Here is a 24,958-nt window from a genome sequence, read left to right as displayed (position 1 = left end):
GCCACCGCGCCTGGCAGGGTATGGGGCGGCAGCCCCATTCAGATACGTGACTGCGGCGACCCAAAACACAAGGAGTTGGTCTATCGTAATGACAGACCAACTCCATTTTTGCTGACAGCACCAACAGCCGCAGACACACCGCCGAGAAAGTCGGAAGTAAGCGAAGCGATACTTCTGACGGCGGGGAACGAAGTTCCGCGCCCAAAGCCCCGCACTCGCCCCCGAAAAAAAGAAAAACATCAAAAAACTGTAATATCATCCCCGCATTTTACGTCATATAAAGCAGAACGGTTCAAGCCGCGCCCCGACAGATATGCCAAAAGGAGACAAAGACCATGCGAATGAAACATATCATCCTCACAGCGATATTGACGATAACGGCACTCACCCTCTGCGGATGCAGACGGAATACCATCGACATAGAAGCCGACATCCCCGAGGGAGATTCGATAGACATACTCGTGAAGATAGACGAGACCGACGAGGACTACTGCGACCGTTATGCCGAAGTGCTGAAAGAAGCGGAGGAGAATATCGCACGGCAGTATGAGGTCGAATACAACATCCAAAGGCGCGATGAGACCCTCGCCATCATGGACAGTCCCCGATACAAATACTGCGAGGACGGCTGGCGCAGCGCCTACTTCTTCTGCCCGGACGTTCACTGGGTCAGCGGAACAGGACTTGATTACAAAAATTCCGATGAGGAAAGCACGGTCGAGTTTGCCGACAGGTTCGGGAGTATAAAGATCATGGAGTACAGCCCGAACGGGATAGTCAACGTCTCGAACGAGGTCGTGATCGCACCGAAGGACAAGTTCGGCGTGGGCAAGTATATAAGTTATTCCTCGCAAACTGGCACGGCGGATTGCGACAAGCTCATCTACCGCAAATGGCATGGCATGACACCGAGCGACCCTCTCATCATAGAGCTGCTGTTGGTTTTGCCCTGCTGGATCATCTTTATCGTGATGCTGATAGTCATGAGGAAGAAGTATCAGCCAAGCGGCAGTCCTGACGGCTGGATAGTCGGAGCGTCGCTGCTTTCGGTGCCGAACGTCACGTTCACGATAAACGCCCTCGCACTGAAGCTTGTGCCGTACTTTAACATCAACAACAGTCGTTTCGTCAGCGGTGATCTTGCGGGACTCGCGCTTGTTGATCTGCCGTGGGCACTGTGCATATTCGGGTTCGTGATGATAGTTCGCAAAAATCCGATGCGCCCCGACCCCGCGGACGGCGTGACAGGGGCTTGAAATGACCCGAAAAATGTGGTATAATCATTTCATACCGATAATTTCTGTCATACTATAAAAGAGGTATTTGAGATGAGTCTGATAAATAAACTTGATGTTGATGAGAACGGATGCTGGTCGGAGGGAACTTTTGAGTCGAAGTCGCTGTATAAGGGCAAGATGAGAACGGTGCTGTTCTCCGAGGACAGCGCGGCAGGGGAATATGCCGAAAAATGTGTGGCACACTACAACGGTCTTTCGGACAAGCCCGAAATGTGCGAGGCTATTCAGCAGGGACTTGAAAAGTTCTTTCTGTATATGTATGACGCCTGGGGCGAGATGGATATCTACGACGATATAGCGGATTCACTTGAGCCTGTGATGGAAGGCTACAAGTCGGGAAAGAAGCTGGTTTCGTACCTGTCGGATCCGACCCTGTACGTGTACCCGAACGACGGTCACGAGGATGAGATAGGCTATACCATCGAGTGGGAGTGCCCCTGGGAGCCCGAACATCAGTGCCTTATCGTCATCCGCGGCGACGAGGTGCGCTACGTGGGGACTTCCGACGGGCTTGACCCCTGGTGCGGTGATGATGAGTATTACTGCATCTGGGACGACGAGGACTGATGTGAACGGACTTCGTGCGTTTCGGATACGGGAAAGGAAGTATGTAAAATGAACTCGGTACAGATAAAAAAGCTATGTCTGGCAGCTATGCTGACGGCGGTGGGAGTCGCGCTCTCGCCGATAAATTTCCCGATAGGTGCGTCGAGATGCTGCCCCTGGCAGGCACTTGTGAACGTGCTGAGCGGCGTGCTGCTGGGACCGTGGTACGCGCTGGGTGTGGGCTTCTGCTGCGCACTTATCCGCAACCTGCTCGGTACAGGGACTCTGCTGGCGTTCCCGGGCTCGATGTTCGGGGCGGTGCTGGCAGGACTTGCTTACCATAAGATAAAAAAACTTCTGCCGCTTGCAGCCGCAGCCGAGGTGTTCGGCACGGCGGTGCTCGGCGGACTGGCGGCATACCCTGTCCTGAAGTTCATCCTGCACTCGGAGGACGCGGCGCTGTTCGGAATGGTGCTGCCGTTTTTCGTGTCGAGTGCGGGTGGTGCGGTCATCGCGTTCGTGCTGCTGACTGCCCTTGACAGAACAGGAGCGCTGAAACGCGCTTCCACGGCTCTCGGAGGAAAAACAGGCGATGCCGAATATTGACGCGGAAAGGCTGTGGGCGCTCATCGGGCGCGTCCGCGGCGGAGAGAGAAAGACCATACACTGCATAATGAACTATGTCGCCGCCCCTGACTGCGCGAACGCTCTGCTCGCGGTCGGGGCGAGACCTGTTATGGCGGACTGTCCCGATGAGTGCGCCGAGATAACCGCAAGGTCGGCGGCGCTGGTGCTGAACATGGGCACGTTCTCCGCCGAGAGGGGCAGAGCGATGCTCGCGTCGGGCAGGACGGCGAATGAAAACGGGATACCTGTCATCATCGACCCTGTGGGATTGCAGGCGAGCGGACTGAGGAGAGAATGGTTCGGCAGGCTGACGGAAGAGCTCGGCATCGCGGCTGTGAAGGGCAACGGGGCAGAGATAAGCGCGGTCGTCGGCAGTGAGTCCGTCGGTGAGGAGCTTGCGAAGCGTGCCGCCGAAAAGCTCGGCTGTGCTGTGCTGGTGACGGGGGACAGGGACTGTCTTTCGGACGGGAAGCGTGTGCTGACAGTGATGAACGGCACGGGTCATCTGACCGAAGTGACGGGAACGGGATGTATGACGGGAGCGCTGATAGGTGCGTTCGCGGCGGAAGGCGAGCCGTTTGAAGCGTGTGCCGCGGCGGTAAGCCTGATGGATATATGCGGAGAGAGAGCCGCCGAGGATTTCAGAGGCACGGGAACGTTCAGAACGGAACTGACAGACGCCCTCTCCCAACTGACAAAAGAAGAATACATGAAAAGCCTGAAAATGACGGTCAGCTGAACCTTACGGGCTCCGTCTGACTTTTGTAATGCTGATAAGATAAAGACAGAAAAACAAAGAGCAAAAAACGGAGGACAAAATGACAGACATAAAAACAAGACTGCAATATTCCGCCGCGGTAGCCGCGGTCATCCTGCTGGGACTTGTGTCGCGCAGGATACCCGTGATACCGCCGTGCGTCGGCGACGCACTGTGGGCGGTCGTTGTCTTTTTCTGCTGGCGGATAGTGCTGGTGAAAAAGCATCCGCGTACAGCCGCGGCAGCCGCGCTGGTCACATCTTTCGCGGTGGAGTTCTCACAGCTGATAAGATGGGACTGGCTGGTGAGGGTCAGGGCAACGACGATAGGACATCTTCTGCTGGGACAGGGCTTCGTGTGGAGCGACCTTGCGGCTTATGCGGTCGGCATCGGAGCTGCTTTGCTGTGCGTGACGGCGGTGGGGAGGTCGAAATGACAGATATAAAAATGTGGACGGATAAGTTTATCGCGGCGCTGAACAGGACTTTCCCTGAGAGAGTGCTGTTCGCAGGCTTGCAGGGAAGCTACAGCCGCGGCGAAGCCACCGAGGACAGCGATATAGACATGGTGGTCATACTCGACAGGGTCGGGTTCGATGATACACAGCGCTACAGAAGGATGCTCGCAGACCTGCCCGACAGCGGACTCGCCTGCGGTTTTCTTTCGTGCAGGGACGACCTGAAAAACTGGGACGTACCCGACCTCTTTCAGCTGTATCACGATACCACGCCCATCATCGGCGACCTCGGTGAGCTCATACCGCCGATCACCGACGCGGATATCGACAGGGCGATAAAGGCAGCCGTCTGCGGTATCTATCACATCTGCGTGCATAACTCGATCTACGGACGAAGCGAAAATACCCTCAGAGGTCTGTATAAATCCGCAGTGTTCGCGGTGCAGGCGATGCATTTTCGGCGGACGGGTGAGTTCGTCAGACGTCAGTGCGAACTTCCCGAAAGGGTCGGCGGTCTCGACGGAGAGATAGCCGAAACTTACCTGCGGCTGAAAAACGGCGGGACTGCCGAACTTGATGCACTGTCGGAAAAGCTGTTCCGATGGGCACAGACGCGGCTGAAACAGGACGGCGGAACATGAGCCGCCGCCGCGGTCGTGTACATTAATAAGACCGAAATTATCGGAGGCGACTATGATCTTTTATGAAATATCCGAAGAAGATAAAGAATTGATAAACATCGTATTATAGTGAAAGCGGGGATAAAAGATCTGATACCGTCTGCGTGTTTATAATAACGAAAAACCTGTTATCTCAGGAACACTCTGATAGATCGAAAGTGAGAGAATTATATGGATAAGAAAAATGTGAGCTACAAACTGTACGTCTGCACCGACAGCGGTCTTATGACCTCGGCGACGGTGGAGGAGAGCGTCGAAGCGGCGGTGAAGGGCGGCGCGACGGTCATCCAGCTGAGGGAGAAGAACGCGACTTCCCGCGAGCTTTACGAGCTGGCGGTGAGGGTCAGGGCTGTGACCGCGAAGTATAACGTTCCCCTCATCATCGACGACAGGGTGGACATCGCCATTGCCGCCGATGCGGACGGAGTGCATCTCGGACAGAGCGACCTGCCCTGCGCCGCGGCAAGAAAGATGCTGGGCGAGGACAAGATAATCGGCGTGACCGCTCCCACCCCCGAACTTGCGAGGGCGGCGAAGGCCGACGGTGCGGATTACATCGGCATCGGAGCCATGTTCGCGACCTCGACCAAGACCGACACCAAGCCCTGCACCAAAGAGAACCTTGCGGCAGTCAGGGCGGCCTTCGACCTGCCGATGGTCATTATCGGCGGCGTAAAGCGCTCAAACGTCATGCAGTTCGCGGGGATGGGGATAGACGGCGCGGCGGTCATCTCCGACATAATCGCCGACCCCGACCCCGAAGCGGCGGCAAGAGAGATGCGCACCATCCTCGAAAATTTCTGACGGCAACAGACGGAGCCCCCCGATTCATACGGTAATAAGAACTGATTTTTAAGATAAAGTCCGGATTTTTGTCATTTACGAACATATATCGCGTATGCTTTATGTGAAAAATGGCGTTGTTTTAGTAAAAATTTGTGAAAAGGTATTTACAAATGAAAAAAATAGTGCTATAATTAGAATGATATGGGGGAGGTGCGCCCTCTCTCCGTCTGCGGAAAATTTCCGCAAAACGATCCCTGTCGTGTTTTTCGGTTTTTGCACATAGCGGGGGTCAAAAAAATACCGGGGCTCTTGACCCCGTAATATCCGGAAAGGAATGATTCGTTAATGGCAAGAAAAATGAAAACCATGGACGGAAACAACGCTGCTGCATGGGCATCGTATCCCTTTACAGAAGTTGCTGCTATCTATCCTATCACTCCGTCGTCCGTAATGGCTGAGGTTACCGATCAGTGGTCTGCAAAGGGTCAGACCAACATCTTCGGCACTCCCGTTAAGGTAGCTGAGATGCAGTCCGAGGCAGGTGCTTCGGGTACCGTTCACGGTTCGCTCTCCGCAGGCGCTCTGACCACTACTTACACCGCTTCTCAGGGTCTGCTCCTCATGATCCCCAATATGTACAAGATCGCAGGTGAGCTGCTTCCCTGCGTTATCCACGTTTCGGCTCGCTGCGTTGCTTCGCACGCGCTGAACATCTTCGGCGACCACTCTGACGTATATGCTTGCCGTCAGACAGGTTTCGCTATGCTCTGCTCGTCCAACCCTCAGGAGGTTATGGACCTCGGCACTGTAGCACACCTCTCCACCATCAAGGGAAGAGTACCTTTCCTGCACTTCTTCGACGGCTTCCGTACCTCCCACGAGATCCAGAAGATCGAGACCTGGGACAAGGCTGACGTTGCAGAGATGGTAGACATGGATGCTGTTCAGGCATTCAGAGACAGAGCTATCAACCCTGAGCACCCGGTACTCCGCGGTACCGCTCAGAACGGCGATATCTTCTTCCAGGCTCGTGAGGCTTGCAACAAGTACTATGACGCAGTTCCTGCTGTTGTTGAAGAGTACATGGAGAAGGTAAACGCTAAGATCGGCACCAACTACAAGCTGTTCAACTACTACGGTGCTGAGGATGCTACCCACGTGATCATCGCTATGGGTTCGGTTTGCGACACCATCGAAGAGACTATCGATTACCTCAACAGCAAGGAAGGCACCAAGCTCGGTCTCGTAAAGGTAAGACTGTACAGACCTTTCTGCGCAGACAAGCTCGTAGAGGCTCTGCCTGACACCGTTGAGCAGATCTCCGTTCTCGACAGGACCAAGGAGCCCGGCTCCCTCGGCGAACCGCTGTGGCTCGACGTTGTTGCTGCTCTCAAGGGCACCAAGTTCCACGATGTTGTTGTTTCTTCGGGCAGATACGGTCTCGGTTCCAAGGATACCACTCCTTCCCAGATCAAGGCTGTTTACTGGAACGCTTCCTGGAAGGATTCCTACAAGCCCAGATTCACCATCGGTATCACCGACGACGTTACCAACCTCTCGCTCGATTCCAGCGAGAAGCTCGACACCGCTCCTGCCGGCACTACCGCCTGCAAGTTCTGGGGTCTCGGTGCTGACGGTACTGTTGGTGCAAACAAGAACTCCATCAAGATCATCGGTGACCACACCGACCTGTATGCTCAGGCATACTTTGCTTACGACTCCAAGAAGTCGGGCGGTGTAACCGTTTCTCACCTGAGATTCGGTAAGACTCCTATCAAGTCTACCTACCTCATCAACATGGCAGATTTCGTAGCTTGCCACAACGAGAGCTATATCGACAAGTATGATATGGTTTCCGACATCAAGCCGGGCGGTACCTTCCTGCTCAACTGCCAGTGGACCGAGAAGGAGCTGGACAAGCACCTCCCCGGACAGGTCAAGAGATATATCGCTGAGAACAACATCAAGTTCTACATCATCAACGGCGTTAAGATCGGTAAGGAGATCGGTCTCGGCAACCGCATCAACACCGTTCTTCAGTCCGCATTCTTCAAGCTCGCTAACATCATCCCGATCGAGGACGCTGTTAAGTACATGAAGGACGCTGCTACCGCTTCTTACTCCAAGAAGGGTGAGGCTATCGTTAAGATGAACCACGACGCTATCGACGCTGGCTATCAGCAGGTCGTTGAGGTTAAGGTTCCCGATGCATGGAAGAAGTGCAAGGACACTAAGATGGGCATGGATCCCGTTAAGGATAAGGACAAGGTTCTTCAGGACTTCGTTAACAACATCCAGATTCCCTGCAACGCTCAGAAGGGTGACACTCTGCCTGTATCGACCTTCGTTCACATGGCTGACGGTACCTTCCCGCAGGGCTCCGCTGCATTCGAGAAGCGCGGTATCGCAGTAGACGTTCCCGCTTGGAACAACGCTAACTGCATCCAGTGTAACTTCTGCTCGTATGTATGTCCCCACGCTGTAATCAGACCCGTTATCATGACCGAGGCTGAGCTTGCTAAGGCTCCTGCACTCGCTAAGGAGAAGGCTGTAGCTTGCACAGGTATGCCCGGCTACTTCTTCGTAATGACAATGTCCGCTCTCGACTGCACAGGCTGCGGCAGCTGCGTAAACGTATGCCCCGGCAAGAAGGGCGAGAAGGCTCTGTCCATGATGCCGCTTGAGACTCAGCTCGCTGAGCAGGAAGTATTCAACTACGGCCTGACTCTTGCTGACAAGCCTGAGGTTCACGAGAAGTTCAAGGAGACTACCGTTAAGGGTTCGCAGTTCAAGCAGCCGCTGCTCGAGTTCTCGGGCGCTTGCGCAGGCTGCGGTGAGACTCCTTACGCTAAGCTCATCACTCAGCTGTTCGGTGACAGAATGTACATCGCTAACGCTACAGGCTGCTCGTCCATCTGGGGCGGCTCCGCACCTTCCACTCCTTACACCAAGAACAAGGATGGCAAGGGTCCTGCTTGGGCTAACTCCCTCTTCGAGGACAACGCTGAGTACGGTTACGGTATGTTCCTCGCTCAGAACACCATCAGAAAGAGAACTATCGCTAAGATCGAAGAGCTCGCTAAGACCACCAAGGCTGCTGCTGTTAAGGACGCTTGCGAGAACTTCCTTGCAACCGCTAACGACGGTGCAAAGAACTCCGCTGCTACCGATGAGCTCGTAGCTGCTCTCGTTAAGTCCAAGACCAAGGCTGCTGACGAGATCCTCAAGGACAAGGATTACCTCCGCAAGAAGTCCATGTGGGTATTCGGCGGCGACGGCTGGGCTTATGATATCGGCTTCTCCGGCGTTGACCACGTGCTTGCTTCGGGCGAGGACGTAAACATCTTCGTATTCGATACCGAGGTTTACTCGAACACCGGCGGACAGTCCTCCAAGTCCACTCCTACAGGTGCTATCGCTCAGTTCGCGGCAGCAGGTAAGGAAGTTAAGAAGAAGGACCTCGCAGGAATCGCTATGACCTACGGTTATGTATATGTTGCACACATCGCTATGGGCGCTGACTACAACCAGTGCATCAAGGCGATCGCTGAGGCTGAGGCTTATCCGGGTCCGTCCCTCATCATCGCTTACGCTCCCTGCATCAACCACGGTATCAAGGGCGGTATGAAGATCGCTCAGACCGAGGAGAAGAAGGCTGTTGAGGCTGGTTACTGGCATCTGTACAGATACAATCCTGCACTCAAGGCTGAGGGCAAGAACCCGTTCGTTCTTGACTCCAAGGAGCCTAAGGCAGATTACAAGGAGTTCCTCATGGGCGAGGTTCGTTACAACGCTCTCGCAAGACAGAACCCCGAAAGAGCTGAGCAGCTGTTCACCAAGGCTGTTAAGAACGCTCAGGACAGATACGATTATCTGCTGAGATACGCTAAGCTCTACAACGACGAGGACAAGAAGTAATTCTTGAACAAGCGTAACTAAGGCGCAAGCCATACACCGCACTCTGCTTTCGGGCAGGGTGCGGTTTTGGTTTGTTTGCTGAGATTGGTAAAAGTGTACAAGAATATCAGAGAATGTTGGGAAAAGATTTACAAAGATGAATGTGAACAAAATGTAAAAATACGCGGTGGGCGCTTGCAATCGGGTGGGTGATGTGTTACAATATATATGCGTGACTGCAACAGATACGTCTGTATGGCAGACGTATCAAGATATGCGTTGAAGCGGGAGGTTGCCGACGGTGCGTCGGGTAATTTCCGCCGAGTATGTCCGATTTTAAATTGGGCGGCTGCGATAATGAACACTGTGTGTGCTTGTACTTCTTGCGAAGGGCTTTTGTGCCTTTGGTATGAGCGGTGTCTTATTGTGTCCGAAACGAATGTTTTCGGATTTTTTTATCGGATAAGACATGGAACACACGGGAAAGTAGTTAAGAGGCAGTTGGACGCCCCCACAAAACATTCTTTTATGCGCACAAGGAGGCGATTTTAAGTGGCAGTCAATGAAAAGATCAGGATCAAGATCAAGGGCTATGAGCACGCGACTGTAGACGCTGCGGCAGCAAAGATCGTTGAGGTCGTAAAGCGTTCGGGTGCTAAGGTATCGGGACCTATCCCGCTGCCTACCGATAAGGAGATCGTAACTATTCTCCGTGCTGTACACAAGTACAAGGACAGCCGTGAGCAGTTCGAGATGAGAACTCACAAGAGACTTATCGACATCATCAGACCTACCAAGGAAACAACTTCCGTTCTTGAGAACCTTGAACTTCCTGCTGGTGTAAGCATCGTAATGGAGACCCGCTGATCTCCCAATGAAACCGCGTGCGGTTTTACAACGAAGCTTTATGCAGGTCATCTCGGCAAAAGTCCGAGCAATAACCATTTAGGAGGAACAGAAAATGAAGAAAGGCATCATCGGTAAGAAGATCGGTATGACTCAGATCTTCGATGAGCAGGGAAAGGTCATTCCCGTAACAGTAGTTGAAGCAGGCCCCTGCGTAGTCGTTCAGAAGAAGACCGTAGAGAACGACGGTTATGACGCAGTACAGCTCGGCTTCGGCGACATCAGAGCTAAAAGAGTAAGCAAGCCTCTCGCAGGTCACTTCAAGAAGGCTGACGTTGCACTCAAGAGAACCCTCAAGGAGTTCAGATTCGAGGATTGCTCCGCTCTTAACGTAAAGGATATCGTAAAGGCTGACGTCTTTGCAGCAGGCGACATCGTTGATGTTACCGGTACCAGCAAGGGTAAGGGTTATGCCGGCACGATCAAGCGTTTCAATAACGCAAGACTTAAGGAGACCCACGGTACAGGCCCTGTTCACAGACACGCAGGATCTATGGGTGCTTGCTCCTCGCCTTCGAGAATCTACAAGGGCAAGTGTATGCCTGGTCACTTAGGTAATGAAAAGGTAACTGTACAGAACCTGGAGATCGTTAAGGTAGACGTTGAGAACAACCTCATCGCTATCAAGGGCGCAATCCCCGGTCCTAAGAACGGCACCGTTACAATCGTGAATGCCGTTAAAAAGGCTTAACGGAAGGAGGAACAAATAATGTCAACAATTTCTGTTTTAGATATGAAGGGCACAAAAGTATCCGACCTTGAGCTTAATGATAAGGTATTCGGCATCGAGCCTAACAAGTATATCATGCACGCAATGGTAGTTAACTACCTTGCAAACCAGAGACAGGGCACACAGTCCACTCTTACCAGAACTGAGGTAAGCGGCGGAGGAAGAAAGCCCTGGAGACAGAAGGGCACAGGCCACGCTCGTCAGGGCAGCATCCGCGCTCCTCAGTGGACACACGGCGGCGTTGCTCTCGGACCTAAGCCCAGAGATTACAGCTACTCGCTCAACAAGAAGGAAAAGAGACTCGCTATGAAGTCTGCATTCTCTTCTAAGGTACTTGACAGCGACATGATCGTTGTTGACAAGATCGCACTCGACGGCTACAAGACCAAGACCGTAGTTGAGATGCTCAAGGCACTCGGCTCCGAGAAGAAGGCTCTTATCGTTACCGACGGTGTAGATCCCGTACTCGTAAAGAGCGCAGCTAACATTCCCGGCGTAAAGACAGCAACCGTAAACACTCTCTGTGTATACGATATCCTCAACTGCGATAAGTTCATCGTGGCTAAGGACGCTGTAGCTAAGATCGAGGAGGTATATGCATAATGGAAAAGATCGCATCTGATATCATCTTAAAGCCGATCATCACCGAGGACTCGATCAGCAGACTCGCTGACGGCAAGTATACCTTCAAGGTAGCTAAGAACGCTACTAAGGTTGAGATCGCTAAGGCCGTTGAAAAGCTCTTCGACGTTGAGGTTGCTAAGGTCAACACCATCAGCGTTAAGGGCAAGGAGAAGAGAATGGGCAGATACGCAGGCTTCCGTCCTGACTGGAAGAAGGCTATCGTGACCCTCAAGGGCGACAAGACCATCGAATTCTTTGACGGTATGTATTGATAAGCCCCGCAAGCGATCAATGTATAGGCGCCTTTATGACGCCTGCAAAACACTATAAGGAGTGAATAACAATGGCAATAAAGAGCTACAAGCCTACTACTCCGGGTAGAAGAGGTATGACAGTTACCGATTACTCGGGTCTTAGCAAGACAGCTCCCTGCAAGAGCCTGCTCGAGCCGATGGACAAGCACAGCGGCAGAAACAGCTACGGCAGGATCACCGTTCGTCACAGAGGCGGCGGCGTCAGAAGAAAATACCGTGTGATCGACTTTAAGAGAAACAAGCTCGATATGGACGCTAAGGTTCTCACAATAGAGTACGATCCTAACAGATCGTCCTTCATCGCACTCGTTGAGTACGAGGACGGCGAGAAGAGATATATCATCGCACCCGAAGGTCTGAAGGTTGGCGAGACTGTAAGAAGCGGCGACTCGGCTGATATCAAGCCCGGTAACGCACTTACCCTTGCTGCAATCCCTGTTGGTACTTTCATCCACAACCTTGAGCTTTATCCCGGCAAGGGCGCACAGCTCGTTCGTTCGGCTGGTAACATGGCTCAGCTGATGGGTAAGGAAGAGAAGTACGCACTCGTAAGACTTCCCTCGGGCGAAATGAGAAGACTTCCCATAGGCTGCATGGCAACTATCGGTCAGGTAGGCAACATCGACCACGCTAACGTGAACATCGGTAAGGCAGGCAGAAAGCGCCACATGGGCTGGAGACCTACCGTAAGAGGTTCCGTAATGAACCCGTGTGATCACCCGCACGGTGGTGGTGAGGGCAAGTCCCCGATCGGACGTCCCGGTCCTGTTACCCCTTGGGGCAAGCCTACTCTCGGTTACAAGACCCGTGCTAAGCACCATCGCTCCGATAAGTATATCGTAAAGCGCAGAAACGGTAAGTAATGCTGAAAGGAGGCAGATGACACATGGGAAGAAGTGTTAAGAAGGGCCCTTACGTTGAGGAAGCCCTCATGAAGAGAGTATTAGCTATGAACGAGGCAGGCGAGAAGAAGGTTCTTAAGACTTGGAGCCGCGCTTCCACCATTTTCCCCGACTTTGTAGGTCATACGTTCGCAGTTCACGACGGCAGAAAGCACGTTCCTGTTTATGTAACTGAGGATATGGTAGGACATAAACTCGGCGAGTTTGCTCCGACCAGAACATTCAAGGGACACGCTGGTTCGAAGACGTCGAACAACGGCAAGAAGTAACGGCGGGAAGGAGGAATTCAAATGGAAGCAAAGGCAATTGTAAAGACTGCCAGAATAGCTCCGAGAAAGGTGAAGATCGTACTCGATCTCATCAGAGGCAAGGACTACGAGGTCGCACTCGCAACTGTAAAGCACACACCTAAGGCTGCAAGTGAATATCTTGAGAAGCTCCTGAAGTCCGCCGCTGCAAACGCAGAGAACAACCACAACATGGATTCTAAGAATCTGTACGTTGCAGAGTGCTACGTTTGCCCCGGACCTATCATGAAGAGAATCATGCCCAGAGCACAGGGCAGAGCCTACAGAATACTCAAGAGAACATCTCACATTACTGTAGTTCTCAAAGAAAAGGAAAACTAAGGGAGGTAAACTTATGGGCCAGAAGGTCAATCCGCACGGACTTCGTGTCGGTGTTATAAAAGATTGGGATTCCCGTTGGTTTGCAGGTAAGAGCGACTTTGGCGACACTCTCGTAGAGGACTACAACATCAGAGAGTTCATCAACAAGAAGCTGAATACCCGTTCCAAGAATCCGGCAAACAAGACCGTATACGCAGGCGTTCCGAAGATCGAGATCGAGCGTTTCGCTGACAGCGAGGGCGGTCAGAAGATCAAGGTACACGTACACTGCGCAAAGCCGGGTCTCGTGATCGGCAGAGGCGGCGCAGAGATCGATAAGCTCAGAACCGACATCGAGAAGATGACCGGCAAGAAGGTTTCGATCAACATCGTTGAGGTTAAGCAGCCTGATATCAACGCACAGCTCGTTGCTGAGAAGATCGCTCACGATCTTGAGGACAGAGTTTCCTTCAGAAGAGCAATGAAGCAGTCCATCGGCAGAGCTATGAAGCTCGGCTCGAAGGGTATCAAGGTTAAGGTAAGCGGCAGACTTGCGGGCGCTGAGATCGCAAGAAGCGAGGCTTATCACGAGGGTACTATCCCGCTGCAGACCATCAGAGCTGACATCGACTACGGTTTCGCTGAGGCTAACACAACTTACGGTAAGCTCGGCGTTAAGGTTTGGATCTACAAGGGCGAGGTTCTCAAGGGCGAGTTCGGTCCGAGAGCTGAGAAGGTCCCCAACGACAGACCTGACAGAAAGCGCAGACAGCGCCGCGATGACAGATCCAAGGATCACCGCAGAGATTTCAATAAGGCAAGAAACATGAAAAGAGAAGGAGGTAACAACTGATGCTGCTTCCTAAGAGAGTAAAGTACAGAAGAGTACAGAGAGGTAGACTTAAGGGTAAGGCTACCAGAGGCAATAAGGTAACTAACGGTGAATTTGGTCTTCAGGCTCTTCAGCCTGCATGGATCACCTCGAACCAGATCGAAGCTGCCCGTATCGCTATGACAAGATACATCAAGAGAGGCGGTCAGGTTTGGATCAAGATATTCCCCGATAAGCCCGTAACTGAGAAGCCCGCTGAGACCCGAATGGGTTCCGGTAAGGGTTCGCCCGAGTACTGGGTTGCAGTTGTTAAGCCGGGCAGAGTAATGTTCGAGATCGCTGGCGTAAGTGAAGAAGTAGCCCGCGAGGCAATGAGACTTGCGATGCACAAGCTGCCTATCAAGTGCAAGTTCGTGAAGAAAGAAACGGATGGTGAGCAGTAATGAAGGCAAGTGAACTGAGAGAATTATCCGCAGCAGAGCTTGAGGCAAAGCTCGGCGAGCTCAAGCAGGAGCTCTTTAACCTCCGTTTTCAGCACGCTGTAAACCAGCTTGAAAATCCCATGAGAATGAAAGCTGTCAAGAGGGATATCGCTCGTGTGAAGACTGTTCTTCGCGCAAGCGAGAACGCTTGAGAAGGGAGGGTTCTTAAATGAGCGAAAGAAATCTTAGAAAGACCAGAGTTGGTATCGTAGTATCCGACAAGATGGATAAGACTATCGTAGTTGCTATCGAGGATAACGTAGCACACCCTCTGTATAAGAAGATCATCAAGAGGACCGTAAAGCTCAAGGCACACGACGAGAAGAACGAGTGCAAGAAGGGCGACAAGGTAGAGGTTATGGAAACAAGACCTCTCTCCAAGGATAAGAGATGGAGACTTGTTAAGGTCCTTGAGCAGGCTAAGTAATCGTCCGAGAGGACACATGATGCGTTTTGCGGCACGGATACAGTCCGTATGCCGCAAGCAAACGCAGACAATCACAACCACTAAACTTATGAATTTTTCAGGTTTTGAAAGGAGGAAACTGCTGTGATCCAGATGCAGACTTATCTCAAGGTCGCAGATAACTCCGGTGCTAAGGAGCTTATGTGCATTAGAGTATTAGGCGGTACACGCAGGAGATATGCAAACATCGGCGATGTCGTAGTAGCTTCTGTTAAGAAGGCAACACCAGGCGGAGTTGTAAAGAAGGGCGACGTTGTTAAGGCAGTGATCGTTCGTTCGGCAAGCGGTCTCAGAAGAGCAGACGGTACTTACATCCGTTTCGATGAGAATGCAGCCGTTATCATTAAGGAAGACAAGAACCCCAGAGGAACCCGTATTTTCGGACCTGTGGCTAAGGAGCTCAGAGAGAAGGACTACATGAAGATCCTTTCGCTCGCTCCCGAAGTACTTTGATCAGGAGGGCGTCGTTTAAATGAATAAGGTACACGTAAAGACCGGCGACACCGTAGTAGTTCTTTCCGGTAAGGACAAGGGACAGAAGGGCGTTGTAGCCGCTGTTTCCCCTAAGGAAGGAAAAGTGATCGTTGAGGGTATCAACAAGGTCAAGAAGCACGTTAAGCCCAGAGCTATGGGTCAGCAGGGCGGCATCATTGAGGCTGAGGGAGCTATCTACGCTTCCAAGGTCCAGGTAGTTTGCCCGAAGTGCGGCAAGCCTACAAGGATCGCACACAAGATCCTTGAGGACGGCTCCAAGGTCAGAGTTTGCAAGAACGATGGCTGCGGAGAGGAATTCTAATAAAGGAGGAGTAAAACGATGGCAAATGCAAGACTGAAAGAATATTACGTTTCCGACGTGGCTCCTGCCCTGATGAAGAAATTCAAGTACGAGAACGTTATGCAGATCCCGAAGCTCGACAAGGTAGTAATCAACGTCGGCTGCGGTGCTGACAAGGATAACAAGAAGGTGCTCGACGCTATCTGCGCAGACCTCGCTGCTATCACCGGTCAGAAGCCCGTTCTCTGCAAGGCTAAGAAGAGCGTTGCGAACTTCAAGCTGAGAGACGGACAGGTCATTGGCGTTAAGGTAACACTCAGAGCCGACAGAATGTATGAATTCGTTGACAGACTGTTCAACGTAGCATTCCCCCGTGTTCGTGACTTCAGAGGCATCAACGGCAACTCCTTCGACGGCAGAGGCAACTACTCTACCGGTATCAAGGAACAGCTGATTTTCCCCGAGATCGAGTACGATAAGATCGACAAGGTGAGAGGTATGGATATCAACTTCATCACCACGGCTAAGACCGACGAAGAGGCTAAGGAGCTGCTCAGTCTCCTCGGCGCACCGTTCGCTAAGTGATCAAGGAGGGTAATCGGAAATGGCTAAGAAGTCTATGATAAACAAGCAGCAGGCTGCTCCCAAGTTCTCCACCAGAGCTTACAACAGATGCAAGATCTGCGGCAGACCTCATGCATATTTAAGAAAGTACGGCATCTGCCGTATCTGCTTCAGAGAGCTTGCTCACGAGGGCAAGATCCCCGGAGTTAAGAAGGCTAGCTGGTAAGGAGGATATTAAGAATGCAGATTACAGATACTATTGCGGACCTGCTGACAAGAATCCGTAACGCCAGCACCGCAAAGCACGCAACGGTAGACATCCCCGCTTCCAACATGAAGAAGTCCATCACCCAGATCCTGCTCGACGAGGGCTACATCAAGGATTTCAAGGTGATCGACGACGGCAAGCAGGGTATCATCAGAGTAACACTCAAGTATGATGAGAACAGAAACCCCGTCATCTCGGGTCTGAGAAGAGTATCCAAGCCCGGTCTCAGGATCTACGCCGGCTGCGATGAGCTTCCCAAGGTTATGAAGGGACTCGGCGTAGCTATCATCTCTACTTCCAAGGGTGTTATCACCGACAAGAAGGCAAGAGAGCTTAACGTAGGCGGCGAGGTTCTCGCATTCATCTGGTAAGGAGGACTTAAAATGTCAAGAATAGGATTAAAGCCCATCACCGTTCCTGCCGGAGTAGACGTGACCATCGCTGAAGGCAACGTTGTTACCGTAAAGGGACCTAAGGGCACTCTTACAAAGTCCTACAACAAGGACATGATAATCAAGCAGGAGGGCAGCGAGATCACTGTAGCTCGTCCTTCCGAAAACAAGCAGCACAAGTCCCTCCACGGACTTACAAGAACGCTCATCCACAATCAGGTAGTAGGTGTTACCGAGGGTTACACCAAGACTCTTGAGATCGTGGGCGTCGGCTACAGAGCACAGAAGAAGGGCAAGGAAGTTCACCTGAACCTCGGCTACTCTCACCCTGTAGTAGTTGCTGAGACCGACTCCATCAAGCTGGACGTTCCGCAGCCGAACCAGATCGTAGTATCCGGCATCGACAAGCAGGAAGTAGGTCAGTTTGCGTGCGAGATCCGTGAGAAGCGTCCGCCTGAGCCTTACAAGGGCAAGGGTATCCGCTATGTCGGCGAGTATATCATCCGCAAGGAAGGTAAGGCCGGTAAGGGCAGCAAGAAGTAAGACGTAAAGGAGAGAATTGCAAATGGTTAAAAAGCTTGACAGAGCAAAGGCAAGAGCAAAAAGACACTACAGAGTACGCAATAAGATCAGCGGTACTGCTGAGTGCCCCCGCCTGAATGTATTCCGCTCCTCTAAGCATATATATGCTCAGATCATCGACGACATCAAGGGTGTGACCCTGTGCGCTGCTTCCTCAATGGACAAGGGCTTTGAGGGCAACGGCGGCAACAAGGAAGGCGCACGCAAGGTCGGCGAGGCTATCGCTAAGGCTGCTGCGGCTAAGGGTATCACCGAGGTCGTATTCGACAGAGGCGGCTACGTATACCACGGACGTGTTCAGGAATTAGCAGAAGGCGCTCGTGAGGGCGGACTCAAGTTCTAAAGGAGGTTTTACTTTTGGCTTTAATAGATGCGAATGGTCTGGAGCTTACCGAGAAGGTAGTTTCGATCAACAGAGTATCCAAGACCGTTAAGGGCGGCCGTATCATGAAGTTCTCCGCACTCGTAGTAGTCGGCGACGGTAACGGCATCATCGGATTCGGTCTCGGCAAGTCGGGCGAAGTTCCCGACGCTATCCGCAAGGGAATCGAGGACGCTAAGAAGAACCTCATCAAGGTTTCTCTCAGAGGCACCACCATTCCCCATGAGATCATCGGTAAGTTCGGCGCAGGCGAAGTTCTTCTTATGCCCGCTGCTCCCGGTACCGGCGTTATCGCTGGCGGCCCTGTAAGAGCCGTTGTCGAGGTCGCAGGAATCAAGGACATCAGAACCAGATCTCTGCGCTCCAACAACCCCTCGAACGTTGTAAGAGCTACCTTCGACGGACTGGCTTCGCTCAAGTCCGCAGAGGAAGTTGCTGCTAAGAGAGGAAAGAGCGTAAAGGAAATTTTTAGATAATTAAGAGGAGGACAGAGCAATGGCTAATTTAAAGATCACGCTCGTAAAGAGCCTGAACTCCAAGTCTGAGAAGCAGATCGCAACTGCTCACTCGCTCGGTCTTCGTAAGATCGGTGCGGAGACTATCCAGCCCGATAATGCACAGACACAGGGCAAGATCAAGGTTATTTCTCACCTTATCAAAGTAACAGAAGCGTAAGTTAGGAGGTGCAAGCAACATGAAACTGCACGAATTATCACCTGCTCCCGGTTCTGTTAAGGATGTAAAGAGAATCGGCAGAGGACATGGCTCGGGTCAGGGCAAGACCGCAGGCAAGGGTCATAAGGGTCAGAACGCTCGCTCCGGCGGCGGCGTAAGACCGGGCTTCGAGGGTGGCCAGACCGCACTCGCAAGAAGAATCCCGAAGAGAGGCTTCAACAACATCTTCAGGACTGAGTATGCAGAGGTCAACGTATCTGACCTCAACAGATTCGTAGACGGCACTGTAGTAGACTTTGAGCTGCTCAAGGCTTCGGGTCTTGTTAAGAAGGAACTTGACGGTGTTAAGATCCTCGGAAACGGCGAACTCACTAAGAACCTTACCGTTAAGGCTGCTAAGTTCACAGCAGCTGCTAAAGAGAAAATCGAAAAGGCAGGCGGGAAGGCTGAGGTGATGTAATAGTGTTACAGACGTTAAGAAATGCCTGGGCAACTCCCGAACTCAGACGGAAGATGCTTTACACATTACTCATCGTAATCATTTACCGTATCGGCGGTGCGGTACCTGTACCGTACCTCGACGCTGCGGTCCTCAAAACATGGTTTGAACAGCAGGATGCTTCGGGCAACGTGTTCAGCTATCTGAACGTTCTTTCGGGTGATAACTTCTCGAAAGGTACTCTGATGGCTCTCTCCGTTTCCCCTTACATCAATGCACAGATCATTATCCAGCTGCTGACCTACGCGCTTCCTCCGCTCGAAAAGCTGTCGAAGGAAGGCCTGGAAGGCAGAAAGAAGATCGACAAGATCACCAAGTATACGGCCCTCGGTATCTCGATATTCCAGGCTTGGGCTTACTACGTGACCCTCAAGAATATCAAGACAGGTTCGGCACTGATGTACAACACTCCCAATTCCTTTGCGAAGATCTATACGGAGATCGTAATCATCATGTGCTTCACCGCAGGTTCGTTCCTGACCATCTGGCTTGGTAATCAGATCAGTGAAAAGGGACTCGGCAACGGCATCTCGATGCTGCTGTTCGCGGGTATCATCGCCCGTATCCCTACCGATATTATCCGCGATGTCGGCTACATGACTCAGGGCGGCACCAAGTTCAAGATCCTTGTTCCGCTGCTCTACGTTATCTATGTATTCATGATCGCGCTCATCGTATTCATGAACGCAGCCGAGAGAAGGATACCGATCGCATACGCTAAGCGCGTGGTCGGCAGAAAACAGTACGGCGGTCAGAATACCTACCTCCCCGTTAAGGTGTCGATGGCAGGCGTTCTCCCGATCATCTTCGCGATGGCATTCATGTCTCTGCCTTCGACCCTCAGACTCTTCCACGAGCCTAAGGCGGGCGGAGTATTTGAGTGGATACTTGACAAGTTCAACTACACTCACCCCGTATACGGAGTACTTTACTTCATCCTTATCATCGCGTTCAACTACTTCTACATCTCCATGCAGTACAACCCGCTGGAGATCGCGAATAACCTGCGTCAGTCAAACGGCGCTATCCCGGGTATCAGACCCGGTAAGCCTACTGAGGAATACCTCAAGAGAGTTCTCTCGAAGATCACTCTTCTCGGTGCATTCTTCCTTGGTCTTATCGCACTGTTCCCGATCATCTTCGGTGCACTCACGGGTCTCCCCGTTGCGATGGGCGGTACTTCCATCCTCATCGTTGTAAGCGTTGCACTCGAAACTGCAAGAACAATGGAATCCCAGATGATGATGCGTCATCACAAGGGCTTCCTTGAATAAAATACAGTCTGAAGGAGGACACACCTATGAACATTATTCTCTTAGGCGCACCCGGTGCAGGCAAGGGCACACAGGCAGAGGTCATCTGCAATGAGCTTGGCATCCCGACTATTTCCACAGGCAATATGCTGAGAGCTGCTGTTAAGGCAGGTACCGAATATGGTCTCAAGGCTAAGGCTGCTATGGATTCGGGCGCACTTGTTTCCGACGACATTGTTATCGGTATCCTCAAGGACCGCATAAAGGAGCCCGACGCTCAGAACGGCTTCATCCTTGACGGCTTCCCGAGAACTGTTCCTCAGGCTGAAGCACTCGACGCTATGGGCGTTAAGATCGACAAGGTCATCGAGATCTTCGTTCCCGATGAGAAGATCACCCAGCGTATGAGCGGCAGAAGAGTATGCCTCGACTGCGGCGCTACCTTCCACACCGAGTATAAGCCCCCCAAGACTGAGGGCGTGTGCGACGTGTGCGGCAAGGAACTTGTTATCCGCAAGGATGACGAGCCTGCGACCGTTCTCGGCAGACTCAAGACCTATCACGAGCAGACCGAACCTCTCAAGGACTACTACTCCAAGCAGGGTAAGCTTACCACTGTTGAGGGTCAGGAGAACGTAGAGGATACTACCAAGCTCACACTTGCTGCTGTGAAGGGCTAAGACCAAAATCAAAACTGATTTTTAGAAAGAAGTATACCATGATTTCTATTAAATCACCAAGCGAGATCGAGAAGCTGCGTAAAGCCGGTCATATTACCGGCGGCGCTCTCGTCGCTGCGGGTAAGGCTATCAGGCCCGGTATGACTACCAAGGAACTTGATACGATCATCCGTAAGTATATTACTTCGCACGGCGCAAAACCGGGATTCTTAGGCTACGGCGGATTTCCCGGATCGGCGTGCATTTCGGTCAACGACGTTGTGATACACGGTATTCCCGGCAACTACGTCTTCAAAGAGGGCGACATCGTTTCGGTGGATACGGGTGCATACATCAACGGGTATCACGGTGACTCGGCTTACACCTTTGCGGTCGGTGAGATATCCGACGAGGCAAAGAGACTTCTGAAGTCCACTGAGGAAAGCCTGATGATCGCTATCGGGATGGCAAAGCCCGGTGTGAGACTCGGCGATATCGGAGCGGCTATACAGAAGTACAACGAGGCTAACGGCTTCGGCGTTGTGAGAGAGTTCGTCGGACACGGCGTTGGCAAGGATCTTCACGAAGAACCTGAGGTGCCGAACTTCGGTAAGGAAGGTCACGGACTGAGACTGCGTGAGGGCATGGTCATCGCGATCGAGCCTATGATAACCGCAGGCAGCCCAAAGGTGAATGTATCCAAGAAGGACGGCTGGACGGTTACGACCGTTGACGGCAGTCTGGCTGCTCATTTTGAGCACACTATCGCTATCACCGCTGACGGATGCGAAATATTGTCCGTCCGTGATGCAGACTTCTGATCGGGTTCCGGGCAGTCCGCACGGCATCGTTGCAGCTGTGGGGCATTTCACTGCAAGGAAAACGCAGGAGCATAAAGAGTAAAGCGCAAGCCGCGCATTAATGGTCTAAGACCCAAGACTATGGCACGGCAGCCGTCAGACAAAAAGATCGTAATATTCACGAAAGGAATGTGTGACCATATGTCAAAAGAAGATGTGATCGAGCTTGAAGGAGTAGTAACTGAGGCACTGCCTAACGCTACATTCAGAGTAGAGCTTGCAAACGGTCATAAGATCTTAGCGAACATTTCGGGTAAGCTGCGTATGAATTACATCCGCATCGTTCCCGGAGATAAGGTGACGGTGGAAATGTCGCCTTACGATCTTACAAAGGGAAGAATCACTTGGAGAGCTAAGTAAGCTCTTCGCCGTAAGTCACGTTTCGGCATCGGTCGGAACGAAATATTTGAAGGAGGTTATTCAAATGAAAGTAAGACCTTCGGTTAAGCCCATGTGCGAGAAGTGCAAGGTTATCAAGAGAAAAGGCAAGATCATGGTCATCTGCCAGAATCCTAAGCACAAGCAGCGTCAGGGCTAACAAGCAAATTTGGAGGTGCAAAAGCTATGGCACGTATTGCCGGTATAGACCTGCCTAAGGATAAGAGAGTCGAGATCGGACTTACCTATATCTTCGGCATCGGTCAGAAGACTTCCGCAAAGATCCTTGCGGAGACAGGCGTCAACCCCGATATCAGAGTAAAGGATCTGTCGGAGGACGACGTAGCAAAGCTGAGAGAGTACATCGATCATAACCTGACAGTTGAGGGTGATCTCAGAAGAGAAGTTGCTCTTAACATCAAGAGACTTGTTGAGATCGGCTGCTACAGAGGCGTTCGTCACAGAAGAGGTCTCCCCGTTAGAGGTCAGAGAACCAAGACTAACGCAAGAACCCGCAAGGGCCCTGTAAAGACCATCGCTAACAAGAAGAAGTAAGGAGGGACTAAGAGAACATGGCTCAGGCTAAGAAAGTAGTTCGCCGTCGTCGCGAAAGAAAGAACATCGAACAGGGACAGGTTCATATCCAGTCCACCTTCAATAACACTATCGTAACTATCACCGATATGCAGGGAAACACCATCTCTTGGGCATCCGCAGGCGGTCTTAACTTCCGCGGTTCCAAGAAGAGCACACCGTTCGCTGCACAGAGCGCTGCTGAGGTAGCTGCAAGAGCTGCTAAGGAGCACGGTCTGAAGGTCGTTGAAGTTTACGTAAAGGGACCCGGTGCAGGCAGAGAAGCTGCTATCAGAGCACTTCAGTCTGAGGAGCTTGAGGTACGTATGATCAAGGACGTAACTCCTATCCCTCACAATGGCTGCCGTCCCCCCAAGAGAAGACGCGTATAATAACAAACATTTTGAGTGTAGTTTACTCAAAGTCGGATAGACGAATGCCCTTTCGCAAAGATCCGATACAACATTAAAAAACGGAGGTAATTTCCAATGGCAGTAAATAAGAAACCTATCCTTAAGACCTGCAGAGAGCTCGGCATCAGCCCCATGGTAATGGGCGTTGGCAAGGAGACTAAGAGAGACCCCGGCGCAGGCAAGCGCAAGAAGGTCTCCGAGTACGGCACACAGCTCAAGGAGAAGCAGAAGCTCAGATTTATCTACGGCGTTCTTGAGAAGCAGTTCAGACACACCTATGAGATCGCTCAGAAGATGGAGGGTCAGGCTGGTGAAAACCTCATCACCCTTCTCGAAGAGAGACTCGACAGCGTAGTGTTCAGAATGGGACTTGCTCTTACCAGACGCGAGGCAAGACAGCTCGTAACACACGGTCACTTCCTCGTAAACGGCAAGAGAGTTGACATCCCTTCCTACACCGTTAAGGTTGGCGATACCATCTCCCTCAGCGACAAGAGCAAGAAGAGCGAGAAGTTCAAGCAGATCGTTGAAGGCACAGCTGACAGACTTATCCCCGCATGGCTGGATGTAAACAAGGAAGCACTTACCGCAAAGGTTCTTCGTGCTCCTGTCAAGGAGGATCTTGACTACGAAGTTGAGGAGCACCTCATCGTCGAGCTGTATTCGAGATAATCCCCCGCCGCGGCTTTATAGAAGCTGCTGCATCCATCGTAAACGAGATCATGGTTCCTTACTGCCGCCGCAGATGTCTGCGGCCGGCATGGGATCCACAAAACAGGAGGGTTTTAAATGCTTGAAAAAATCGAAAAGCCTGAAATTGAAACAGAAGAGCTTAAGGCAAACGGCACATACGGCAGGTTTGTTCTTGAGCCGCTCGAGCGTGGCTACGGTATTACCTTAGGCAACAGCTTGAGAAGGGTACTGCTCTCCTCGTTACCGGGTGTCGCTGTAACATCGGTCAAGATCGATGGCGTACACCACGAGCTTACGACAATTCCGGGAGTTAAGGAAGATGTTACCGAAATCATCCTGAATCTCAAGGGACTTACGGCAAAACTGTACGGCGAAGGATCCAAGACCATATACATCGAGGCTGAAGGCGAATGCGAAGTCACCGCAGGTGACATCAAGGCAGATTCCGAGGTAGACATCCTCGTGCCCGATATGCACATCGCTACCCTCGGCGCCGGCGCAAAGCTGTATATGGAGATCACCATCGACAGAGGCAGAGGCTATGTTTCTGCTGAAAAGAACAAGTCCCTGACACCCAACGCACCCATCGGTGTTATTGCTGTTGACAGCATCTACACCCCTGTGCTGAAGGTAAATTACACGGTTGAAAACACCCGTGTAGGTCAGATCACAGACTATGACAAGCTCACCTTAGAGGTATGGACCGATGGTACTATTTCCGCTAAGGAAGCGGTTTCAATGGCAGCCAAACTCCTCAACGAGCATCTGAATCTCTTCATCGACCTGTCCGAAGAGGCAAGTGTTGTTGAGATCATGGTAGAAAAGGACGACAAGGGCAAGGAAAAGATCCTTGAGATGACCATTGAGGAACTTGACTTATCGGTGCGCTCGTTCAACTGCCTGAAGCGTGCAGGTATCAACACTGTGAACGACCTTATTGAAAAATCCGCTGAAGAAATGATGAAGGTCAGAAACCTTGGCAAGAAGTCGTTTGACGAAGTCAAGGAGAAGCTCCATTCGCTGGGCTACGACCTCAGTTCTGAAGAAGACAATTAACTTATCAGGAAGGAGTTGAAGATC

38 protein-coding genes are annotated in these 24,958 nt (G+C 51.8%); all 38 read left to right on the top strand.

Going from position 1 to position 24,958, the window contains the following annotated elements; genetic code table 11:
• The first annotated feature begins 341 nt into the window (after nucleotides 1–341).
• Nucleotides 342–1,256: a hypothetical protein gene (locus BT142_RS00885; RefSeq protein WP_139182157.1), complete on the top strand. Its 915-nt coding sequence runs from the start codon at nucleotides 342–344 to the stop codon at nucleotides 1,254–1,256.
• 72 nt (nucleotides 1,257–1,328) lie between these two features.
• Entirely contained in the window at nucleotides 1,329–1,865 is a 537-nt protein-coding gene (locus tag BT142_RS00880) for a DUF6985 domain-containing protein (RefSeq protein WP_072416317.1), read from the top strand.
• Between the two features lie 48 nt (nucleotides 1,866–1,913).
• On the top strand, nucleotides 1,914–2,450 hold the full coding sequence (gene thiW, locus BT142_RS00875; protein ID WP_072416316.1) for an energy coupling factor transporter S component ThiW: 537 nt from the start codon (nucleotides 1,914–1,916) through the stop codon (nucleotides 2,448–2,450).
• Nucleotides 2,437–3,210 carry a hydroxyethylthiazole kinase gene (thiM, locus tag BT142_RS00870; RefSeq protein WP_072416315.1) on the top strand — a complete coding sequence of 258 codons (774 nt, stop codon included), beginning with the start codon at nucleotides 2,437–2,439 and terminating at the stop codon, nucleotides 3,208–3,210. The genes thiW and thiM overlap by 14 nt, the downstream gene beginning before the upstream one ends.
• Before the next feature lie 79 nt (nucleotides 3,211–3,289).
• The gene (locus BT142_RS00865; protein WP_072416314.1) at nucleotides 3,290–3,664 is read left to right on the top strand and encodes a ribosomal maturation YjgA family protein; all 375 of its coding nucleotides are present in this window, start codon (nucleotides 3,290–3,292) and stop codon (nucleotides 3,662–3,664) included.
• Nucleotides 3,661–4,326 carry a nucleotidyltransferase domain-containing protein gene (locus BT142_RS00860; protein WP_072416313.1) on the top strand — a complete coding sequence of 222 codons (666 nt, stop codon included), beginning with the start codon at nucleotides 3,661–3,663 and terminating at the stop codon, nucleotides 4,324–4,326. The genes BT142_RS00865 and BT142_RS00860 overlap by 4 nt, the downstream gene beginning before the upstream one ends.
• 210 nt (nucleotides 4,327–4,536) lie before the next feature.
• Nucleotides 4,537–5,169, top strand: a complete 633-nt coding sequence (gene thiE, locus BT142_RS00855) for a thiamine phosphate synthase (RefSeq protein WP_072416312.1) — start codon at nucleotides 4,537–4,539, stop codon at nucleotides 5,167–5,169.
• A 327-nt stretch (nucleotides 5,170–5,496) separates the two neighbouring features.
• On the top strand, nucleotides 5,497–9,069 hold the full coding sequence (nifJ, locus tag BT142_RS00850) for a pyruvate:ferredoxin (flavodoxin) oxidoreductase (protein WP_072416311.1): 3,573 nt from the start codon (nucleotides 5,497–5,499) through the stop codon (nucleotides 9,067–9,069).
• Between the two features lie 531 nt (nucleotides 9,070–9,600).
• Nucleotides 9,601–9,915 carry a 30S ribosomal protein S10 gene (gene rpsJ / locus BT142_RS00845; protein ID WP_072416310.1) on the top strand — a complete coding sequence of 105 codons (315 nt, stop codon included), beginning with the start codon at nucleotides 9,601–9,603 and terminating at the stop codon, nucleotides 9,913–9,915.
• Between the two features lie 94 nt (nucleotides 9,916–10,009).
• On the top strand, nucleotides 10,010–10,645 hold the full coding sequence (gene rplC, locus BT142_RS00840; RefSeq protein ID WP_072416309.1) for a 50S ribosomal protein L3: 636 nt from the start codon (nucleotides 10,010–10,012) through the stop codon (nucleotides 10,643–10,645).
• Between the two features lie 18 nt (nucleotides 10,646–10,663).
• Nucleotides 10,664–11,287, top strand: a complete 624-nt coding sequence (gene rplD / locus BT142_RS00835; RefSeq protein ID WP_072416308.1) for a 50S ribosomal protein L4 — start codon at nucleotides 10,664–10,666, stop codon at nucleotides 11,285–11,287.
• Nucleotides 11,287–11,580: a 50S ribosomal protein L23 gene (rplW, locus tag BT142_RS00830; protein WP_072416307.1), complete on the top strand. Its 294-nt coding sequence runs from the start codon at nucleotides 11,287–11,289 to the stop codon at nucleotides 11,578–11,580. The genes rplD and rplW overlap by 1 nt, the downstream gene beginning before the upstream one ends.
• Before the next feature lie 71 nt (nucleotides 11,581–11,651).
• A complete protein-coding gene (rplB, locus tag BT142_RS00825) occupies nucleotides 11,652–12,485 on the top strand; it encodes a 50S ribosomal protein L2 (RefSeq protein ID WP_072416306.1) in 834 nt (277 codons plus the stop codon).
• A 23-nt stretch (nucleotides 12,486–12,508) separates the two neighbouring features.
• On the top strand, nucleotides 12,509–12,793 hold the full coding sequence (gene rpsS / locus BT142_RS00820; RefSeq protein WP_072416305.1) for a 30S ribosomal protein S19: 285 nt from the start codon (nucleotides 12,509–12,511) through the stop codon (nucleotides 12,791–12,793).
• Between the two features lie 21 nt (nucleotides 12,794–12,814).
• Nucleotides 12,815–13,153, top strand: a complete 339-nt coding sequence (gene rplV, locus BT142_RS00815; protein WP_072416304.1) for a 50S ribosomal protein L22 — start codon at nucleotides 12,815–12,817, stop codon at nucleotides 13,151–13,153.
• Nucleotides 13,154–13,166: 13 nt separating this feature from the next.
• Nucleotides 13,167–13,985 (top strand): 30S ribosomal protein S3, encoded by an 819-nt coding sequence (rpsC, locus tag BT142_RS00810; RefSeq protein WP_072416303.1) that lies wholly within the window; start codon nucleotides 13,167–13,169, stop codon nucleotides 13,983–13,985.
• The gene (gene rplP, locus BT142_RS00805; RefSeq protein ID WP_072416302.1) at nucleotides 13,985–14,407 is read left to right on the top strand and encodes a 50S ribosomal protein L16; all 423 of its coding nucleotides are present in this window, start codon (nucleotides 13,985–13,987) and stop codon (nucleotides 14,405–14,407) included. Before rpsC ends, rplP begins: the two co-directional genes overlap by 1 nt.
• A complete protein-coding gene (gene rpmC, locus BT142_RS00800) occupies nucleotides 14,407–14,598 on the top strand; it encodes a 50S ribosomal protein L29 (protein ID WP_072416301.1) in 192 nt (63 codons plus the stop codon). Before rplP ends, rpmC begins: the two co-directional genes overlap by 1 nt.
• Before the next feature lie 17 nt (nucleotides 14,599–14,615).
• Nucleotides 14,616–14,873 (top strand): 30S ribosomal protein S17, encoded by a 258-nt coding sequence (rpsQ, locus tag BT142_RS00795; RefSeq protein ID WP_072416300.1) that lies wholly within the window; start codon nucleotides 14,616–14,618, stop codon nucleotides 14,871–14,873.
• A gap of 123 nt (nucleotides 14,874–14,996) precedes the next feature.
• Nucleotides 14,997–15,365, top strand: a complete 369-nt coding sequence (gene rplN / locus BT142_RS00790; RefSeq protein ID WP_072416299.1) for a 50S ribosomal protein L14 — start codon at nucleotides 14,997–14,999, stop codon at nucleotides 15,363–15,365.
• Between the two features lie 19 nt (nucleotides 15,366–15,384).
• Entirely contained in the window at nucleotides 15,385–15,708 is a 324-nt protein-coding gene (gene rplX / locus BT142_RS00785; protein WP_072416298.1) for a 50S ribosomal protein L24, read from the top strand.
• A gap of 18 nt (nucleotides 15,709–15,726) precedes the next feature.
• A complete protein-coding gene (gene rplE, locus BT142_RS00780) occupies nucleotides 15,727–16,272 on the top strand; it encodes a 50S ribosomal protein L5 (protein ID WP_072416297.1) in 546 nt (181 codons plus the stop codon).
• 19 nt (nucleotides 16,273–16,291) lie between these two features.
• Complete coding sequence (locus BT142_RS00775; protein WP_072416296.1) at nucleotides 16,292–16,477, top strand: type Z 30S ribosomal protein S14; 186 nt, start codon at nucleotides 16,292–16,294, stop codon at nucleotides 16,475–16,477.
• 14 nt (nucleotides 16,478–16,491) lie between these two features.
• Entirely contained in the window at nucleotides 16,492–16,890 is a 399-nt protein-coding gene (gene rpsH, locus BT142_RS00770; protein ID WP_072416295.1) for a 30S ribosomal protein S8, read from the top strand.
• Nucleotides 16,891–16,902: 12 nt separating this feature from the next.
• Nucleotides 16,903–17,454, top strand: a complete 552-nt coding sequence (rplF, locus tag BT142_RS00765) for a 50S ribosomal protein L6 (protein ID WP_072416294.1) — start codon at nucleotides 16,903–16,905, stop codon at nucleotides 17,452–17,454.
• A 22-nt stretch (nucleotides 17,455–17,476) separates the two neighbouring features.
• Complete coding sequence (rplR, locus tag BT142_RS00760) at nucleotides 17,477–17,836, top strand: 50S ribosomal protein L18 (protein ID WP_072416293.1); 360 nt, start codon at nucleotides 17,477–17,479, stop codon at nucleotides 17,834–17,836.
• Nucleotides 17,837–17,850: 14 nt separating this feature from the next.
• Entirely contained in the window at nucleotides 17,851–18,351 is a 501-nt protein-coding gene (rpsE, locus tag BT142_RS00755; RefSeq protein ID WP_072416292.1) for a 30S ribosomal protein S5, read from the top strand.
• 19 nt (nucleotides 18,352–18,370) lie between these two features.
• Nucleotides 18,371–18,550: a 50S ribosomal protein L30 gene (rpmD, locus tag BT142_RS00750; protein WP_072416291.1), complete on the top strand. Its 180-nt coding sequence runs from the start codon at nucleotides 18,371–18,373 to the stop codon at nucleotides 18,548–18,550.
• 19 nt (nucleotides 18,551–18,569) lie between these two features.
• The gene (gene rplO, locus BT142_RS00745) at nucleotides 18,570–19,010 is read left to right on the top strand and encodes a 50S ribosomal protein L15 (protein WP_072416290.1); all 441 of its coding nucleotides are present in this window, start codon (nucleotides 18,570–18,572) and stop codon (nucleotides 19,008–19,010) included.
• A 2-nt stretch (nucleotides 19,011–19,012) separates the two neighbouring features.
• Nucleotides 19,013–20,323: a preprotein translocase subunit SecY gene (secY, locus tag BT142_RS00740; RefSeq protein WP_072416289.1), complete on the top strand. Its 1,311-nt coding sequence runs from the start codon at nucleotides 19,013–19,015 to the stop codon at nucleotides 20,321–20,323.
• A gap of 26 nt (nucleotides 20,324–20,349) precedes the next feature.
• Nucleotides 20,350–20,982 carry an adenylate kinase gene (locus BT142_RS00735; RefSeq protein ID WP_072416288.1) on the top strand — a complete coding sequence of 211 codons (633 nt, stop codon included), beginning with the start codon at nucleotides 20,350–20,352 and terminating at the stop codon, nucleotides 20,980–20,982.
• Between the two features lie 38 nt (nucleotides 20,983–21,020).
• Nucleotides 21,021–21,782, top strand: coding sequence for a type I methionyl aminopeptidase (gene map / locus BT142_RS00730; protein WP_072416287.1), 762 nt, complete (start codon nucleotides 21,021–21,023; stop codon nucleotides 21,780–21,782).
• A 180-nt stretch (nucleotides 21,783–21,962) separates the two neighbouring features.
• Complete coding sequence (infA, locus tag BT142_RS00725) at nucleotides 21,963–22,181, top strand: translation initiation factor IF-1 (RefSeq protein ID WP_072416286.1); 219 nt, start codon at nucleotides 21,963–21,965, stop codon at nucleotides 22,179–22,181.
• 64 nt (nucleotides 22,182–22,245) lie between these two features.
• Nucleotides 22,246–22,359: a 50S ribosomal protein L36 gene (rpmJ, locus tag BT142_RS00720; RefSeq protein ID WP_072416285.1), complete on the top strand. Its 114-nt coding sequence runs from the start codon at nucleotides 22,246–22,248 to the stop codon at nucleotides 22,357–22,359.
• Between the two features lie 26 nt (nucleotides 22,360–22,385).
• Nucleotides 22,386–22,754: a 30S ribosomal protein S13 gene (gene rpsM, locus BT142_RS00715; protein WP_072416284.1), complete on the top strand. Its 369-nt coding sequence runs from the start codon at nucleotides 22,386–22,388 to the stop codon at nucleotides 22,752–22,754.
• Between the two features lie 17 nt (nucleotides 22,755–22,771).
• On the top strand, nucleotides 22,772–23,164 hold the full coding sequence (gene rpsK / locus BT142_RS00710; RefSeq protein WP_072416283.1) for a 30S ribosomal protein S11: 393 nt from the start codon (nucleotides 22,772–22,774) through the stop codon (nucleotides 23,162–23,164).
• A 96-nt stretch (nucleotides 23,165–23,260) separates the two neighbouring features.
• The gene (rpsD, locus tag BT142_RS00705; protein ID WP_072416282.1) at nucleotides 23,261–23,857 is read left to right on the top strand and encodes a 30S ribosomal protein S4; all 597 of its coding nucleotides are present in this window, start codon (nucleotides 23,261–23,263) and stop codon (nucleotides 23,855–23,857) included.
• 117 nt (nucleotides 23,858–23,974) lie between these two features.
• Complete coding sequence (locus BT142_RS00700) at nucleotides 23,975–24,934, top strand: DNA-directed RNA polymerase subunit alpha (RefSeq protein ID WP_072416281.1); 960 nt, start codon at nucleotides 23,975–23,977, stop codon at nucleotides 24,932–24,934.
• The last annotated feature ends 24 nt before the right edge of the window (nucleotides 24,935–24,958 follow it).

This window comes from Ruminococcus sp. YE71 (assembly GCF_900119155.1).
Taxonomy (GTDB): Bacteria; Bacillota; Clostridia; order Oscillospirales; family Ruminococcaceae; genus YE71.
The sequence above is the reverse complement of the archived record's forward strand: the minus strand, read 5'-3'. Positions and strand labels throughout refer to the sequence as shown.